This window comes from Amycolatopsis magusensis, assembly GCF_017875555.1.
Lineage (GTDB): Bacteria > Actinomycetota > Actinomycetes > Mycobacteriales > Pseudonocardiaceae > Amycolatopsis > Amycolatopsis magusensis.
The window spans coordinates 2,244,182-2,261,222 of the sequence record NZ_JAGGMS010000001.1 but is presented as its reverse complement, the minus strand read 5'-3'; the positions used below and the strand labels follow the sequence as shown (position 1 = coordinate 2,261,222).

Here is a 17,041-nt window from a genome sequence, read left to right as displayed (position 1 = left end):
GTGTGCCGCCGGAGGGCCCGCGCGGACCGGTGATCCTCACCTCAGCCACCCCCGGATGGGCGAGGCCGAAAAGCCGCGTGAGCTGGTGGTGGGGTCCTTTAGTCACATGTGCCGTGCATTGCCGGAGCGGACCAGTCAAAATGTCGGGGTGGCTCAACCGACGACCCAGCTGAACGCAACCGAGCAGGACACCCTGGTCAAGCAGATCGGCCTGGCGCTCCTGCGTGCCGCCCCGCGTGACTGGCAGCGTGTCACCGCCGAGTATCGCGCCGTGGGCCGGTACCACGAGCTGACCGGGGAGATCGTCACCGCCGACGGTGATTCGCGCGAGTGGGTGGCCACCCATGACATCGCCACCCTGTTCGGCAGGCTGCGCGGGGGCATGTACCGCGACGGCCGCGGTACCTGGTTCAACGCCCGCTACCAGCTGGACCACCCGTCCAGCTACAACCTCGAGTACGACCGCGACGAGCCGTCGTGGGACCTGATGCCGCCACCTCAGGCCTACGCGGACGAGCTGCGGATGTTCCCGCGCGCCGAGGAGAACATCCCCGAATGGCTGATGCGCCGGATGTCCGGCCTCGGCCCCGAGCGCCCCGGCCCGCGCTTCCGCATCGCCAGGGTCTTCGACGGCACCGACCCTGGCGGCCACCCGGTGATCACCCGGCCCGACCTCGAGCACGAGGAGCAGGACCGGCTGCTCGAGTACCTGGACCAGGCCCCGGTGGTGGTGCCCGGCCGCGGGTACGACACCGACCGCCTCGCCGAGGTGCCCGAGGCCGCCGTGCCGATCGCCTTCCACAGCGACGGCACCTGGATCTGGCCCGCCGCGGTCAACTACTACCTGCGCACCTACGGCGTCTCGCCGGAGCAGGACCTGATCGAGCACATCCACCAGAACGGCTTCACCGTGCCGGAGGTGCCGGAGCCCGCCCGCCAGGCCGCGGCCGGGTACGTTCAGCGCAGCGGCCCGCCGCAGCGCCCCGGCGCGCCCGCCAGCCCGCCGCCGGTCGGACCGCCGGCCCCGGTGGCCCCGCCGCCCGCGCAGGCCGCGCCGCCGGAGCCGGAGTCGCAGTTCGAGCAGTTCGACGAGCACGCGCAGCAGCCCTACACCGAGGCCGCCTACGACCAGTCGTCCTACGACCAGGCCGCCTACGACGACGAGTACGAGGAAAAGGCGCCGCAGCACCAGGAGCAGTACGCGACCGAGCCACACGCGTACCCGGAGCCGGACCACGACGGCTACGGCGGCCGTCCGCAGGGCTTCGACGAGCCGGAGTCGGGTTCGCACGCCGCGCACCAGGCCGATCCGGACGACGAGGACGAGTTCGTGCCGGCCGGGCCGGACCAGGCGACCCGGTTCACCCCGGCGCCCAAGCCCGACCCGGTGCCCGCGGCCGCCGCGCCCACCCAGGTCGCGATGACGCCGATCGCCCCCGGCGGCCCGCCGCCGGTGGAGGAGCCGGAGCCGGTCGACCACGGCGACCCGGTGCTCGACCAGCTGCAGGACAAGCTGGACGAGCTGCGCATCCCGGACGAGGCGTACCGGATCGGCGAGCCCGCCGACCGCGGCTGGAGCCTGGAGCGCATCGACGCGGGCTGGCGGGTCGGCTGGTACGACGGCGACCTGACCAACCCGGCCGTGTTCGGCGACGCCGACGACGCGGCCGCGTTCATGCTCGGCAAGCTGCTGCTCAACGGCCGTCCGCAGGCGCAGTCGGCCCCGGCACCACAGCCGCCGCCGGTCGCGCCCCCGCAGCAGCCCCCACCGCCCCCGCCGCCCCCGGCCGCGCCGCCGACCCAGGTGGTCGCGCCGGTGCAGGTGCGGGAGGAACCGCCGGAGCCGCCGCAGCAGCCGTTCCGCCAGCAGCCGCCGCCCCGCAACGCCCCGGCCCCGGTCGGCGCGCTGCTCGACGGCGACCAGGGCGGCCCCGGCCTGATGACGAAGCTGACGCCGACGCCCGAGGTGGCGCCGCCGACGCGGCAGGCTCCCCCGGCCCGGCCGCCGGAGCCCGCGCCCACCCAGCAGGTGCCGATCCCGCCGGTCGAGCCGCCGCGCCCGGCTCCCACGCCACCGCGCCCGGCCCCCCGTCAGGAGGAACCGGCTTCCGCGGGCGGCAGTGGCGGTGGTGCCGGTGGTCAGCAGTGGCCGATCAAGCCGCTCGCCGGTGAACCGCCGCTGACCCTGTTCCGCGGCAAGGAACTGCGTGAGCTGCCCGCGGGCAGTGAGCTGGACCGGTTCGGCGGCCCGAACGGCAACCTGACCTACGTGGCGGGCACGCCGTTCGAGGAGCGTTCGCTGGTGCCGGAGTGGGTCAACCGGCCGTACCACGTGTACCGCGTGCAGCGGCCGCTCGAGGCGCTGGCCGGGATCGCCATCCCGTGGTTCAACCAGCCCGGTGGTGGCGCGGCGTACCTGCTGCCCGCGTCGGTCGAGGAGCTGCTCAACGAGGGAGACCTCATCGAGCTGGACCCGGGCGAACCACCGGTCGACTGAGCCCCTTCGATTGCTAGGAGTGGGGCATTACTTGCGTTGATTGCTAGTAATGCCCCACTCATAGCATTGGAGCGCCCCTTTCAGGTCACCAGCAAGCCGTATGCGGCGGCGAAGGCGAGCGCGGTGTCGACGTCCACCCGCGCCCCGGCGAGGTTCGCCTGCCGGAGTTCACGGGCTTCGAGCTTCGCCCCACGCAGGTCGGCGCCGTCCAGTTTCGCCCCGGCGAGCCGCGCGCCGGACAGGTCGGCGCCGGAGAGGTCCGCGCCGGTCAGGTCGGCGTCGAGGAAGTTGGCCTCGCGGAAGCGCAATCCGGCGAGCACGACCTTCGCGAACCGCGCGCCACCCAGTGACGCGAGCGTGAAATCGCACTCCTTCAACGAAATCGGGCGCATGCGGCACTCGGTGAACGAAGATCCGAGCAGCGAGCAGCTCTCCCAGGTGGTGTCGGCGAGCACCGTCCGGTCGAACACGCAGGACCGGAACGCCGAGGCGGTGTGCCGGGATTCCCCGAGGTCGGCCTTGGTGAAGTCGCACTCGTCGAAGGTGCAGCCCTGAGTCACCAGGCCGCGCAGGTCGGCCTCGGTGAAGTCGCAGCCGACGAACCGGCGGCGCTCCCAGTTCGCCCTCGGCAGCACGGCGTCGCGGTAGTCCTCGCCGGTTTCCGTCTCGATTTCGTCGTCCACGGCACCAGCTTCGCAGAACGCCCGCAGGCCGGGACCGCCCGGCCGCGTCAACGGAAATCCCGTGACTGGGCGGGAATGCGCAACTGCAGCCGCTGCAGGCGATCGGCGATCAGGTTCACCACCCCGTCCGCGCGTTCGACCACCCCGCGCACGAGCAACGTCGAGCTGTCGCGCGCGATCCGGTGGTAGCGCCGCCACAACCCGGCCGAGCAGACCACGTTGATCATGCCGGTCTCGTCCTCGAGGTTGATGAAGGTGATGCCGCCCGCGGTGGCCGGGCGCTGCCGGTGGGTGACCGCGCCCCCGGCGAGCACCCGCGTGCCGTGCTCGACGCCCAGCAGCGCACCGGCCGACAGCGCGCCGAGCGCGTCCAGCTGCTCGCGGGCGAACTGCGTCGGGAAGCTGTCCGGCGACATGCCGGTGGCCCAGACGTCGGCCACCGCCAGGTCCACCGCGTCCATACCGGGCAGCGCGGGGGCAGCCGTGCCCACCACGCTGCCCGGCAGTTTCTCCGGGCGTTCGCCGGCCACCGCGCCCGCGGCCCAGAGAGCCTTGCGCCGATCCGCCTCGAAGCAGCCGAAGGCACCGGCCGTGGCCAGCGACTCCACCTGCGGGGTCTTCAGCTTGACCCGGCGCGCCACATCGGCCATGTCCGCGAACGGGCCACCGCTCGCGCGCTCGGCGACCAACGCCTTCGCCAGGTCCTCGCCGATGTTCCGGATGGTCGCCAGCCCGGTGCGCACGGCGTGGGCGTTCTTGTCGCCGTGGGGTTCGAGCGTGGCGTGCCAGTCGCTGGCGTTCACGTCGGGCCCGAGCACCACCACGCCGTGCCGCCGCGCGTCGGCGACCAGCGACTGCGGCGAGTAGAAGCCCATCGGCTGCGCGCGCAACAACGCCGCGCAGAAGGCCGCCGGGTGGTAGAGCTTGAAGTAGGCGCTGGCGAAGACCAGGTAGGCGAAGCTCAGCGCGTGGCTTTCCGGGAAGCCGAAGTTCGCGAACGCCTGCAGCTTGCCGAAGATGCGTGCGGCCAGCTCCCGCTCGACGCCGTTGGCCGCGGCTCCGTCGTAGAAGCGCTGCCGCAGTTGTTCCATCCGCTTCTCCGAGCGCTTCGACCCCATCGCGTGGCGCAACTGGTCGGCCTCGGCGGCGGTGAACCCGGCGACGTCCAGCGCGATCTGCATCATCTGCTCCTGGAACAACGGCACGCCGTAGGTCTTGCCCAGCGCGTTGGCCAGCAGCGGGTGGTCGAAGTCCCACTCCTCCTTGCCGGTGTAGCGGCGGATGAACGGGTGCACCGAACCGCCCTGGATCGGGCCGGGCCGGATCAGCGCGACCTCGACGGCCAGGTCGTAGAACTTGCGCGGGGCCAGGCGCGGCAGCGTCGCCAGCTGGGCACGACTCTCCACTTGGAACACCCCGATCGCGTCGGCGCGCTGCAGCATCTCGTAGACCTTCTTGTCCTCCAGGTCCAGCGCGCCGAGTTCGACGGTCTCGCCTTCGAATTCGGCGACCAGGTCGACCATGTGGTGCAACGCGGACAGCATGCCGAGGCCGAGCAGGTCGAACTTGACCAGGCCGACCGCGGCACAGTCGTCCTTCTCCCACTGCAGCACGCTGCGATCGGCCATCCGTGCCCATTCGATCGGGCACACCTCGCTCACCGGGCGGTCGCAGATGACCATGCCGCCGGAGTGGATGCCCAGGTGCCGGGGGAAGCCTTCGAGGTCGTCGGCCAGCGCGAGCACCTCGTCCGGGATGTCGTGGTCGTGATCGTCCTTTGTGGACTTCAATGGGCCCCAGCGGTCGAGCTGCTTGCTCCAGGCGTCCTGCTGGCCGGGCGAGAACCCGAGCGCGCGGGCGGCGTCGCGGACCGCCGAGCGCGAGCGGTAGGTGATCACGTTCGCCACCTGGGCGGTGCACAACCTGCCGTACTTCTTGTACACATGCTGGATCACCTCCTCCCGCCGACCGGATTCGATGTCCAGGTCGATGTCGGGGTAGCCGTCGCGGTCCGGCGCGAGGAAGCGCTCGAACAACAGCTTCCACTTCACCGAGTCGACCTTGGTGATCCCGAGCGCGAAGCAGACCGCCGAGTTCGCCGCCGAACCGCGGCCCTGGCAGTAGATGTTGTTCTTCCGGCAGAACTCCACGATGTCCCAGACGATCAGGAAGTAGCCGGGGAAGCCGAGTTCCTCGATGATCCGGAGCTCGTGCTCGAGCTGGCGGTGGGCGGCGTCGTTGCCCTCGTACCAGCGCGCGGCGCCCTTCATCACCTCCTGGCGGAGGAAGGTGGCCTCGGTGTGCCCCGTCGGCACGTCGAACGGCGGCAACGCGGGCGCCACCAGGCTCAGGTCGAACGCGCATTCCGTGCCCAGCAACGCCGCCCGCTGCACCGCGCCCGGGTACCGCGTGAAGATCTCGGCCATTTCCGCGCCCGAGCGCAGGAACGCGTTGTCCGCGGCGGGCAGCCAGCCCTCCATCTCCTCGATGCTGCGGCGGGCGCGGATCGCGGCGAGCCCGGCGGCCAGGCGCTGCCCGTGCCGCGGTGTCGCGTAGTGGACCCCGCCGGTGGCGACCGTCGGCAGGCCGAACGCCTCCGCCAGGTCACGGATGGCGTCGTTCTCCACGTCGTCCATCGGCTCGCCGTGGGAGATCAGCTCACCGACGACGTGCTCACGGCCGAACAACGCGACCAACTGATCGAGCCGGGCTTTGGCGGCGTCGAACCCGCCTTCGGCCAGCGCGCGCCGCACCGCGCCCCGGCGGCCGCCGGTGAGCACCACGCACTTGCCCGCGGTGTCCGCGGCGATCGCTTCGAGGTCGTAGACCGGGCGGCCCTTCTCCGCCTTCGGCCCTTCGAGCTGGCCGCGGGTGATCGCGCGGCACAGGTTGCCGTAGCCCTCCTGCTGGCAGGCGAGCAGCAGCAGGTTCTCGCCCTCGGGGTCGGGCACGCCGTTCTGCGGCGCGCTCAGCCCGATGCTCAACTCGGTGCCGAACACCGTGCGCAGCCCGAGATCCGCGGCGGCCTCGGCGAAGCGCACCACGCCGTACATGCCGTCGCGATCGGTGAGGGCGAGCACGTCCAGGCCGAGCCGCACGGCCTCCTCCACCAGCTCCTCCGGGTGGCTCGCGCCGTCGAGGAAGCTGAAGTTCGAATGGCAGTGCAGTTCGGCGTAGGGCACGCGGGTGCCCGCCCCGGCCTGGTCGTCCCCGCGCAGGGAGCGCAGGTCCGCCGGGCGGGAGTAGCCGTCGCGACGGCGTGACCAGGCAGGGCTGTCACCGCCGTCGCGCGCGGCCTCCGGCGGGATGGGCTGCCCGGCCAGGCCGCGTTCCAGCTCGTCCCAGCGGACCGGCGGGTTGTTCCAGCCCATCAGCCGTACTGGTGTTCACCGGTGCGCTGGTGCGGGATGACCGCGGACAGGTCCAGCTCGATGCCGTCCACTTCGGTCGCCGAACCGCCCAGCTCCGCACACAGCCATTCACGCACGCGCCGCAGGTATTCCTGGTCGCTCACTAGTCGTACACCCCTTCTACTGTCCACATCGGATTGTCGAGCGCGCGGACCAGCAACACGGCCGGTCCGGCTTCGCCGTCGAGCACCACCTGCAGCCGCACCCGGTCCGCGCCCGCGGCCCTGGTCCGCCACGGGCCACCCCAGCCGCACACCGGCCGCGGCGGGCCGTCGTTGACCACCACGGCGGCGGGCGGGCCGCTGACCTGGTAGCGGTCGGTGATCCGCACCTCGGCCCCGGCCGCGTCGAGCACCCGCACCGGCAAGGGCCGGGTGAACACCGTCGCGGGCATCGGCAGCCGCCCGTCCCAGCGCGCCTCCGGCTGCCGCTCGGGTACCCGGCGATCGCCCCACGGCACCAGGCGTACCCGTTCGGTGGGGCCGCGGCCGCCGTCGAGCACCGGGGTGACGACGGCTTCCGGCCCGAGCAGGCCTTGGACGTGCACCATCGCCTGTGCGGCCCGTTCGTCGGCGAGCTGTTGTTCGGTGCCGATCAGCCCGAGTTGCAGCGACCGGCCCTCGACGGTTTCCTCCGGCACCAGCCGCAGCTGGACCACGCCCGCGGTGGGGCGGCCGGAGGTGCCTTTGAGCCAGCCCTCGAACTGCCAGCGGATCCGGTCGGCCACGCCCTGGGCGTCGAGCGGTTCGGCGCAGCGCCAGACGCGGGTCAGCTCCTCGCCGTTCTCGGTCCTGGCGTAGACACCCAGGCGGGTGCACGCCAGCCCCCAGGCCGCCAGCCCGGACTGGAAGCCGGCGGCCATGGTCTTGCCCATGAACGCCGCCACGTCCACCCGGTCCAGCGGCGGGTCGAATTCCTTGGTCACGGTCAGCTCGGGTGGCGGGCGGCGCCGGACCGGCGGCCGCTCGGCCTGCCCGGACGCCAGCCGGTGCGCCAGCTCCCCCGCCGCTCCGAACCGGCTGAGCACTTCACGCGTGGTCAGCGCCGCAAACGCCCCGAGCGTGCGCAGGCCGAGGCGTCGCAGCAGATCGACCAGCTCGGCCCGGTCCGAGCCGGGCTGATCCAGCTCACGAATGTCCAGCGGGGCAAGGAATTCGGCGGTCCTGCCGGGGTCCACCAGCGCCGACCGGTGCGCGGCCAGCGTCGCCGCGAACAACCCGTCGGCGACACCCACCTGGCATTCCACGGCCACCTGGTCCACCAGCAGTTCGGCCAGCCGCTGCTCCCCGCCGAAGTACCCGGCCGCCCCGGCCACCGGCATGGCGACGATGCCCGGACGCACCACCTCGACCCCGACCACCACCTCCTCCACCGCGGCGGCCACCGACTCGAAGAACCGGGCATCCCGCTCCGGCTCGGCCCCGAACACCACCAACTCCGGACACCGCGCCTGCGCATCCCGCCTACGCATCCCCCGACGCACCCCGTCGGCCCGCGCGAGCGCCGAACAAGCCACCACGCGATTCCCGGAAAACACCGCCGCGGGCCGGGTCTGGGGCACCCCCTCGGCCGCACAGGCCGCCACCACCGGCCAGTCCGGACACCACAACACCAGCATCCGGCTGGCCGACCCCCCGCTCATCCGACACCGCTTTCGGTGAGCGCGAGACTGGTTTTCGGGGAACGTCCAGCGGTGCCCTCGATTTCCTCGACGGACGGCACGTTCTCGGCAAACCAAGGAATCTCAGCGGTAACAGGCTTCCCGGTCCGCCCAGTGACCTGAGCCTGTGCCGAGGCCTTCCTGGAAGAGCCAGCGCTTCCAGTAGCCCCCGCGGCCTCGGCAACGACGGACTTCCCGGCCGACCCAGCAGCCTCAACCTCCGCCGCGCTCCCGGCGAGACCGAGAGTGGCGGCAGGCGCGACCTTCCTGGAAGAGCCAGCGCTTCCAGTAGCCCCAGCGGCCTCGGCAACGACGGACTTCCCGGCCGACCCAGCAGCCTCAACCTCCGCCGCGCTCCCGGCGAGACCGAGAGTGGCGGCAGGCGCGACCTTCCTGGAAGAGCCAGCGTTCTCGGCAGCGACGGGCTTCCTGGTCGTCCCAGCGGCCTCAGCAGTCTCAGCGGCCGTCGCGGCCTCGGCAAGGCCGAGTTTTGCGGCGGCCCCCGCACTTCCGGAATTCCCAGCAGCACCGGAATTTCCAGCGGGCCCAGCCTTCTCGGCAGGCCCAGTGTTCCCGGCGATCCCCGCCTTCTTGGCGAAGCCAGCCTTCTCGGCAGGCCCAGCATTCCCTGCGGACTCCGCGTTCTCGGCGGGGTCAGTCTTCCCGGCCAGGCGCAGTTTTCCGGCGCGCTCGGCGTTGGGCGCGTTGTCCGTGAGGCCGAGGGGCGTGGTGTGCGCCGCCGTCGGCAGGAGCAGGCTGGTTTGCCCTGGGCGCGCGGCGGCACCGCGGCCGTTGGTGCGGACGTTCAGTTCCCGCCCCCGCAGGAACCCCTTTCCCGACGCGTGCAGACCGTGCCAGGCGACGACCTCGCCGCTCAGTTCGACCTCGGCCCCCGGCCAAGGACCCAGTGACAGCAGGACCGCGCCCCGGTTGCGGGCCCGTGCCGACAGGCGGCGGGCCAACTGCTGCTGGGAACGGGATGGACCGGCACCGCGGGCGCCACCGCCCGCGCCGCCCACGGCCACCAGGTCCATCCCGTCCAGCAGAGCGGCCGTGACCGCGCCGAACTCCATTCCCGGCCGGTTGACCAGCGCGAGACGGTCCACCGCGACCCCGAGCTCGTGCGCCGCCACAACGCCGAGTTCGGGAACACCCACCACAGCCGCCCAGGAACCCCGCGAGGTGGCTTCGGCAAGCAGAGCCAGCAACAACGAGGTGGAGCCGTGGACCGCGACCGTGCCACCGCGTCGCAGCCCACCGGCAGGCAGCAACCCGGCCAGCTCCGGCAGGACGGGCAGCACCTGTCCCGTCGCCTGAGCCTGCCGGGCGGCCGCCGCCACCCCACTCGCCGTGCTGATCCCCGGCAACGCCGCCAGCTTCGCCAGCGGAGCGGGCGGAGCCGGCGACGAGGAAGCGGTCGCACCAACCGACACCGGTCACCACCTCCACCCACGACGTCGCCGATCGACGCCCGTGCTCTTGGCAACACGAGCGCCATGCCATCGTCACCGCGGGGAAGGCGGTCACCTATCGAACGTGTGTTCGATGGGCCTAGTCAAACACCGGCCGTCGATCATGTCAACCGCGACGCGGCGTGGGCACCCTGGCGGGTGATGCGGCCTCAGCCGAGTGTGCGGTTCGGCTGCGCCAACGTGGGGTTCAGCTGCGCGAACGTGGGGTTCGGCTTCCTGAACGTGGGGTTCGGCTAGTGGGCGAAGTGCCGCGTACCGGTGAAGTAGACCGTGATGCCGGCGGCCTCCGCCGCGGCGAGCACCTCGGCGTCGCGCACCGAGCCGCCCGGCTGCACCACCGCGCGCACCCCGGCCTCGATCAGCACTTCCAGCCCGTCCGGGAACGGGAAGAAGGCGTCGGAGGCGGCCACCGAGCCCTTCGCCCGGTCACCCGCGCGGGCGACCGCGAGCCGCGCCGAGTCGACGCGGTTCACCTGGCCCATGCCCGCGCCGACGGTGGCCCGGTCGTGGGCCAGCAGGATCGCGTTCGACTTGACCGCGCGCACCGCGCGCCAGGCGAACTCCAGGTCCGCCAGGGTGGCCTCGTCGACCGCCTCACCGGTGGCCAGCGTCCAGTCCGCCGGGCGGTCGCCCGCGGCGTCGATCCGGTCGACGGTCTGCACCAGCACCCCGCCGGAGATCGGCCGGAACTCGACCGCGTCCGGTGAGGACAGTTCGGGCAGCCGCAGCAGCCGGATGTTCTTCTTGCGCGTCAACACTTCCAGCGCGTCCTCGTCGAACGCGGGCGCGACCAGCACCTCGGTGAAGATGTCGGCGATCTGCTCGGCGGCGGCCAGCGTCACCGGCCGGTTCGTGGCGATCACACCACCGTAGGCCGAGACCGGGTCGCAGGCGTGCGCCTTGCGGTGCGCCTCGGCGACGTCGACACCGACCGCGATGCCGCACGGGTTGGCGTGCTTGATGATCGCCACCGCGGGCTCGTCGAAGTCGTACGCCGCCCGGCGCGCGGCGTCGGCGTCGACGTAGTTGTTGTAGGACATGGCCTTGCCGTGCAGCTGCTCGGCGTGGGCCAGGCCGTCGCTCCAGCTCCGGTACAGCGCGGCCCGCTGGTGCGGGTTCTCGCCGTAGCGGAGCACGTCGGCGCGTTCCCAGGTGGCGCCGGTGAAGTCGGGGAAGCCCGAGTCGTCGGCCGGGGCGTAGGAGTTGGCGAACCAGGCCGCGACCGCGGTGTCGTAGGCCGCGGTGTGCGCGAAGGCCGCCGCGGCGAGGCGCTTGCGGTCCTCCTGGGCGAACCCGCCCTCACGCACGCGCTCCAGCACCCAGTCGTAGCGCGCCGGGTCCACCACGACGGCCACGCTGCCGTGGTTCTTCGCCGCCGCGCGCACCATCGCCGGGCCGCCGATGTCGATGTTCTCCACGCAGTCCTCCGGCGAGGCACCGGAGGCCACCGTCTGCCGGAACGGGTAGAGGTTGACCACGAGCAGGTCGAACGGCGCGATGTCGAGCTGCGCCAGCTGCGCCACGTGCTCCGGGCGGTCGCGGTCGGCGAGCAGCCCGGCGTGCACCCGCGGGTGCAGCGTCTTGACCCGGCCGTCGAGCGACTCGGGGAAGCCGGTGACCTGCTCGACCGGGGTGACCGGCACGCCGGCGTCCGCGATCGCCTTCGCGGTGCCGCCGGTGGACACGATCTCCACGCCCGCGGCGTGCAGGCCGGTCGCCAGTTCCAGCAGTCCCGACTTGTCCGAGACGCCGATCAGCGCCCGCTCGACCGGCTTACGCCCCGGCTCGCTCACCTGAAACTCACCTTCCGTCCGTCCACCGTGCAGCCCGCACGGCACAACTTCGCGACCACGTCCACCAGCAGCCGCCGTTCCACCGACTTGATCCGCTCGTGCAGCCGGTCCTCGGTGTCGGACTCCTCCACCACCACCGCCTCCTGGGCGATGATCGGGCCGGTGTCCATCCCGGCGTCCACGAAGTGCACGGTGGACCCGGTCACCTTCACCCCGGCGGCGAGGGCGTCGGCCACCGCGTGCATGCCGGGGAACGAGGGCAGCAGCGCCGGGTGCGTGTTGACCACCCGGTTGTCGAAGCGCGCCAGGAACTCCTGGCCGAGGATCTTCATGAACCCCGCCGAGACCACCAGATCGGGCCGGTAGGCGGCGACCGCTTCGGTCAGCGCCTTGTCCCAGGCCGCGCGATCGGGGTGGTCGGCCACGCGCACGGTGAAGTACGGCACCCCGGCGCGGTCGGCCCGCGCGAGCGCCTCGATCCCGCCGCGATCGGCGCCGACGGCGACCACCGTGGCACCGAAACCGGAGCGGACGGATTCGTCGAGCAAGGCCTGCAACAGGGTTCCGGACCCCGAGGCGAGCACCACCACCCTGGCCGGGGTGGGCAGCTCCAACCGACTAGGCAGAACGGGTCTCCTTGCTCGGGCACACGGCCGTTGACCTGGGCGTGGCCCAGCCTAGTCGCGCTGCCCCGGCTCCTCGGAGGCACCCGGACCGGGCTCGGCGGGGACGTCTGCTTCCTCGGTTTCCCCTTCGACGGCCGGCGGCTCGTCGAGCTCGTCCGGCTCTTCTCCGGGGTCCTCTTCCTCGTAGTCGAGGTCGTCCTCGATGGCATCGAAGACCTCGGTGTCCTCGGTGTCCCCGTCGTAGTCGTCCTGGATGGCATCGAAGACCACAGTCGGCGCTTCGGAGTCCACTTCGACGGGCACGGGCACCACCGGCGCGGTACTCCCGGTCAGCCACGCCACCAGCGCGGCCGGGAGGGCGACCCAGCACGACCCGGCCAGCGAGAACAACGCGATCGGCACGGTCACCGGGTCGAACACGCCGTCACCGAACCGCCCGCCCGCGAAGGTGCCGAGCAGCACGCAGCCGAACCCGGCGGCGGCACCGGCGATCGCCGCGGCACGCACCCGGACCAGCGGATCCGGGTCGCAGCGGCGCAACCCCCAGCCACACAGGACACCGGCCAGCGCGGGCAGCACCAGCAGCGCGGGCCACCACACCTCGTGCTGCTCGGGCAGCGCGGCCAGGATCGGCAGCGCGGGCACCGGACCGCCGTCGAAGGCGAACGGCGTGACGTCCACCGCACCGATCGAGAACCCGGGCCCGGCGGCGAAGGACAGCCCCGCCACCACGGCGTTCGGCAGGTAGACCGCGGAAAGCAGCAGCATGCCCGCCCCGCTGCCCGCGGACTCGGCGTCGAACAACCGCAGGGTCTCCGGCACCGACAACGCGAAGCCGAGCAGGGTGACCAGCCCACCGGCCACCAGCAGCGCGGCCACTCCGAGCACCCCGGCACGCAGGCCGGTCAGCGCGAGCGGGTCGACGTACTGCTTGAGCGGCTCCGGCAGGCCGCAGCGGCTCAGCACCCCGGCCGTCGCCGCGGCGCCGGACAGCACCCCGGGCAGCAGGAACGCGGTCAGCGGTTCGACGTCGACCCCGGTGCCGCTGCACAGCACCGCGACGGTTACCCCGGCGAAGGCGTGGGCGGCGGCGATCACGCCGATCACCCCGATCGCCTGCGCCGGATCGGTGTACCCGAGCCGCCGGGCCGCGCGCGACGCGAGCTTGGCGACCAGCAGCAGGAGCACGAAAGTCGGCAGCAGCGGCAGCACGCTGAGCGGGTGCCCGCCGAGGTTCAGCGGCACCTGCTGCGTCGCCAGCCAGGCCGGGCCGCCACCGCGCAACGCCCCGGAAACGGTGAAGCCGGACCCGGGCGCGAGCCCGGCCACCGCGGCCAGCGCGCCGGTGGCCAGCGTGTAGCCGGTGAGCAGCGGGAAGAGGGCGGCGACGAGCAGCACCCGAAACCGAGTCGCGCCGGTGACCTCGGCGGGTGGCTCGAGCTCACTCAACCGCTCAGCGCCATCGGGCGCCGTGGCGAGCACCTGCATACCGCCGACCCTCGCATTCGCGCTGGGCCATTCGGGCGTGCCACGCCGTTGATCGACAATGGCGCAGGCCACAGCCACCCGGTCGGGTCAGGCCGGTCACGCACAGCGAAAAAGGCCACCCACCTGAGCGTGGATGGCCTTTTCGAAGGAGAGTTGGATCAGTTGCCCGGCTTGCCGAACCCGCCCGGCGGGGTGCCCGGCGACTGCTGGCCGCCCGGCTCGGAACCCGACCCGGAACCGCCCTGCTGCTGGAAGAACTGGCCCTGCTGCGAGGCGTAGGTGGTCGCCTGCTGGCCGGGGGCCGACGGCGGCGGGGTGACCGGCGTGGAGTACTGCGTCGGCTGGGCGAAGCCACCCGAGTCGGGCGCGTTGCCGCCAGTGGGCGCGTACTGCGTGGGCTGCTGCGACGACGCGGGCGGCGGGCCGCCGAACTGCGGCTGCTGCGGGGCGTACTGACCCGGCTGGCCAGGCTGACCCGGCTGACCCGGCTGGCCCTGCTGGGCGGGCTGCTGCCCGGTCGGCGGGCCGTACTGCGGAGCGCCCTGCGGCTTCGGCGCCGGCAGCTTGAGCACGTCGTAGTCGAACAGCAGGGCCGCGACCGCGGCGATCAGCTGCAGGAAACCGAGGATGACGATCACCGTGATGATGCCGGGGACCTGGTCGTTCTCGCCGTAGCCGATCACGTGGTCCAGCGCCTGCAGCGCGCCGAGCACGCTGAGCAGCGCGGCGAACGGCAGCACCTTCGGCGCGTTGGGCAGCACGCGCAGCGCGGCGAGCAGACCGCCGACCAGCAGCCAGGTGGTCACCTCGTCCGCGGGAGAGGCCTCGTCCGAGAACCCGACGAAGTACTGCACCAGGCCGAGGACCGAGACGGCCAGGGCGAGGATGACGGCGAAGTTCAGCGCACCGGCCTGCAGACCCGGCTGCTGCGGTGCTTGCTGGTGTTGCTGTTGCTGCGGCGGCGGGCCGACCGGCGGGAACGAACCGGTACCCGGTCCCTGGGGGTTGTGGGGGCCGCCCCCCTGCGGAGGGTAACCAGGCCCACTGCTGGGAAAGGACATCCGTGTTCTCCTGTCGTCCGACCGGCCACTCGTCGTGTGGCTAAAAGAGGCGGCTTCTTCGTGGTTACTGAACGCTAGCGCACCAGCGCCGCTGGCCCGCCCGCTGGCTCGGACGTTCCGGAACCCGGAATGGTTTCGCCGCTCAGCCGGTAGGCACGGAAAAGCCGGGCACCCGATCGGGTGTCCGGCTTTTCCGTGCGTGACTCGAGGTCAGTGGAGGCTGTTGTACAGCTCCCGCGCCAGGTTGGCGGTCTCGGTCGGCGTCTTGCCGACCTTCACGCCGGCGGCCTCGAGGGCCTCCTTCTTCGCGGCCGCGGTCCCGGACGAACCGGAGACGATCGCGCCCGCGTGGCCCATGGTCTTGCCCTCGGGCGCGGTGAAGCCCGCGACGTAGCCGACGACCGGCTTGGTCACGTTGGCCTTGATGTAGTCCGCGGCCCGCTCCTCGGCGTCGCCACCGATCTCACCGATCATCACGATGACCTCGGTGTCGGGGTCCTCCTGGAAGGCGGCGAGCGCGTCGATGTGCGTGGTGCCGATGACCGGGTCACCGCCGATGCCGACCGCGGTGGTGAAACCGATGTCGCGCAGCTCGTACATCATCTGGTAGGTCAGCGTGCCCGACTTGGACACCAGGCCGATCTTGCCGGGGCCGGTGATGTTCGCCGGGATGATGCCCGCGTTGGACTTGCCGGGGCTGATCACGCCGGGGCAGTTCGGCCCGATGATCCGGGTCTTGCCGCCCTTGGCGACCGCGTGCGCCCAGAAGTAGGCCGAGTCGTGCACCGGGATGCCCTCGGTGATCACCACGGCCAGGCCGATCTCCGCGTCGATGGCCTCGACCACGGCGTCCTTGGCGAACTTCGGCGGCACGAAGACCACCGACACGTCGGCGCCGGTCTCCTTGATCGCCTCCTCGACGGTGCCGAAGACCTTCAGTTCCTTGCCCTCGATGGTCACCGTCTGCCCGGCCTTGCGGGCGTTCACGCCACCCACGATGTTGGTGCCGGACTTGATCATCTTGGTCGCGTGCTTGGTGCCCTCGGACCCGGTCAGGCCCTGCACGATGACCTTGCTGTGCTCGTTCAGGAAGATCGACATCTCACGCCCCTGCCGCTGCGAGCTCGGCAGCCTTGTCAGCCGCGTTGTCCATAGTGTCCACCACGGTCACCAGCGGGTGGTTCGCCTCGTCGAGGATGCGCCTGCCCTCTTCGACGTTGTTGCCGTCGAGCCGCACCACGAGCGGCTTCGCCGCCTCGTCACCGAGGATCTTCAGCGCTTCGACGATGCCGGTGGCCACCGCGTCGCAGGCGGTGATGCCACCGAAGACGTTGACGAACACGCTCTTCACGGCCGGGTCGTGCAGGATGACGTCCAGCCCGGCGGCCATCACCTCGGCCGAGGCGCCGCCACCGATGTCGAGGAAGTTCGCCGGCTTCACGCCGCCGTGCTTCTCGCCCGCGTAGGCCACGACGTCCAAAGTGGACATCACGAGGCCCGCGCCGTTGCCGATGATGCCGACCTCGCCGTCGAGCTTGACGTAGTTGAGGTCCTTGGCCTTGGCCTTGGCCTCCAGCGGGTCCTCGGCCTGCTTGTCGACCAGCGCCTCGTGGCCCGGCTGGCGGAAGGAGGCGTTCTCGTCGAGGGTGACCTTGCCGTCGAGGGCGATGATCTTGTCCTGCGGGTCGCGGACCAGCGGGTTGACCTCGACCAGGGTGGCGTCCTCGGAGACGAAGGTCTCCCAGAGCTTGACGACCACGTCGGCGGCCTCGTCGACCACCTTCTCCGGGAACTTGCCCGCGGTCAGGATCTCCTTGGCCTTGGCCTTGTCGACCCCGGTGATCGCGTCGACCGGGATCTTGGCCAGCGCGTCGGGGCGCTCGACGGCGAGCTGCTCGATCTCCACGCCGCCCTCGGCCGACGCCATCGCCAGGAAGGTGCGGTTCGCGCGGTCGAGCAGGAACGAGAAGTAGTACTCCTCGGCGATGTCCGAGGCTTCGGCCACCAGCACCCGGTGCACGGTGTGGCCCTTGATGTCCAGGCCCAGGATGGCTTCCGCCTTCTCCTTGGCCTCGTCGGCGCTGTCGGCGAGCTTCACGCCACCGGCCTTGCCACGGCCACCGGTCTTGACCTGGGCCTTGACGACCACCTGGCCACCGATCTGCTCGGCAGCCGCGCGGGCTTCTTCCGGCGTATTGGCCACGGAACCGGACAACACCGGTACACCGTGGGCGGCGAAGAGATCCCTCGCCTGGTATTCGTAAAGGTCCACTACTCCAGTCTCCTGACGACACGCCACTGTGCTGGTTTGTTGGCGGCTATTCTCGCCGGGTCGACCCTAGCGACCTGCG

The 17,041-nt window shown here is 71.8% G+C and carries 11 protein-coding genes and 1 pseudogene; 1 reads left to right on the top strand and 11 read right to left on the bottom strand.

Annotated features, from left to right (window positions below; all coding sequences use genetic code 11):
• Positions 1-106: 106 nt before the first annotated feature.
• On the top strand, positions 107-2,497 hold the full coding sequence (locus JOM49_RS10520; RefSeq protein WP_209664117.1) for a TNT domain-containing protein: 2,391 nt from the start codon (positions 107-109) through the stop codon (positions 2,495-2,497).
• Positions 2,498-2,577: 80 nt separating this feature from the next.
• Here JOM49_RS10520 and JOM49_RS10515 read toward each other — a convergent pair whose 3' ends face one another.
• From JOM49_RS10515 to sucC, 11 genes and pseudogenes are all read right to left on the bottom strand, one after another.
• Complete coding sequence (locus JOM49_RS10515) at positions 2,578-3,180, bottom strand: pentapeptide repeat-containing protein (protein ID WP_209664116.1); 603 nt, start codon at positions 3,178-3,180, stop codon at positions 2,578-2,580.
• Between the two features lie 47 nt (positions 3,181-3,227).
• Complete coding sequence (locus tag JOM49_RS10510) at positions 3,228-6,551, bottom strand: error-prone DNA polymerase (protein ID WP_209664115.1); 3,324 nt, start codon at positions 6,549-6,551, stop codon at positions 3,228-3,230.
• The gene (locus tag JOM49_RS10505; protein ID WP_209664114.1) at positions 6,551-6,694 is read right to left on the bottom strand and encodes a hypothetical protein; all 144 of its coding nucleotides are present in this window, start codon (positions 6,692-6,694) and stop codon (positions 6,551-6,553) included. The genes JOM49_RS10510 and JOM49_RS10505 overlap by 1 nt, the downstream gene beginning before the upstream one ends.
• Positions 6,694-8,232, bottom strand: coding sequence for a DNA polymerase Y family protein (locus JOM49_RS10500; RefSeq protein ID WP_443626008.1), 1,539 nt, complete (start codon positions 8,230-8,232; stop codon positions 6,694-6,696). The genes JOM49_RS10505 and JOM49_RS10500 overlap by 1 nt, the downstream gene beginning before the upstream one ends.
• Positions 8,233-8,987: 755 nt before the next feature.
• A pseudogene (gene imuA' / locus JOM49_RS10495) lies at positions 8,988-9,683 on the bottom strand (DnaE2-dependent mutagenesis accessory factor ImuA'); the annotation flags it as partial.
• A gap of 272 nt (positions 9,684-9,955) precedes the next feature.
• Positions 9,956-11,515 (bottom strand): bifunctional phosphoribosylaminoimidazolecarboxamide formyltransferase/IMP cyclohydrolase, encoded by a 1,560-nt coding sequence (gene purH / locus JOM49_RS10490; RefSeq protein ID WP_209664113.1) that lies wholly within the window; start codon positions 11,513-11,515, stop codon positions 9,956-9,958.
• Positions 11,512-12,129 (bottom strand): phosphoribosylglycinamide formyltransferase, encoded by a 618-nt coding sequence (gene purN / locus JOM49_RS10485; protein ID WP_209664112.1) that lies wholly within the window; start codon positions 12,127-12,129, stop codon positions 11,512-11,514. The genes purH and purN overlap by 4 nt, the downstream gene beginning before the upstream one ends.
• 63 nt (positions 12,130-12,192) lie before the next feature.
• The gene (locus tag JOM49_RS10480) at positions 12,193-13,629 is read right to left on the bottom strand and encodes a cell division protein PerM (protein ID WP_209664111.1); all 1,437 of its coding nucleotides are present in this window, start codon (positions 13,627-13,629) and stop codon (positions 12,193-12,195) included.
• A 158-nt stretch (positions 13,630-13,787) separates the two neighbouring features.
• Complete coding sequence (locus tag JOM49_RS10475; RefSeq protein ID WP_209664110.1) at positions 13,788-14,690, bottom strand: DUF5336 domain-containing protein; 903 nt, start codon at positions 14,688-14,690, stop codon at positions 13,788-13,790.
• 210 nt (positions 14,691-14,900) lie between these two features.
• Positions 14,901-15,791 (bottom strand): succinate--CoA ligase subunit alpha, encoded by an 891-nt coding sequence (sucD, locus tag JOM49_RS10470; RefSeq protein WP_209664109.1) that lies wholly within the window; start codon positions 15,789-15,791, stop codon positions 14,901-14,903.
• 1 nt (position 15,792) lies between these two features.
• Positions 15,793-16,962 carry an ADP-forming succinate--CoA ligase subunit beta gene (gene sucC / locus JOM49_RS10465; RefSeq protein ID WP_209664108.1) on the bottom strand — a complete coding sequence of 390 codons (1,170 nt, stop codon included), beginning with the start codon at positions 16,960-16,962 and terminating at the stop codon, positions 15,793-15,795.
• Between the last annotated feature and the right edge of the window lie 79 nt (positions 16,963-17,041).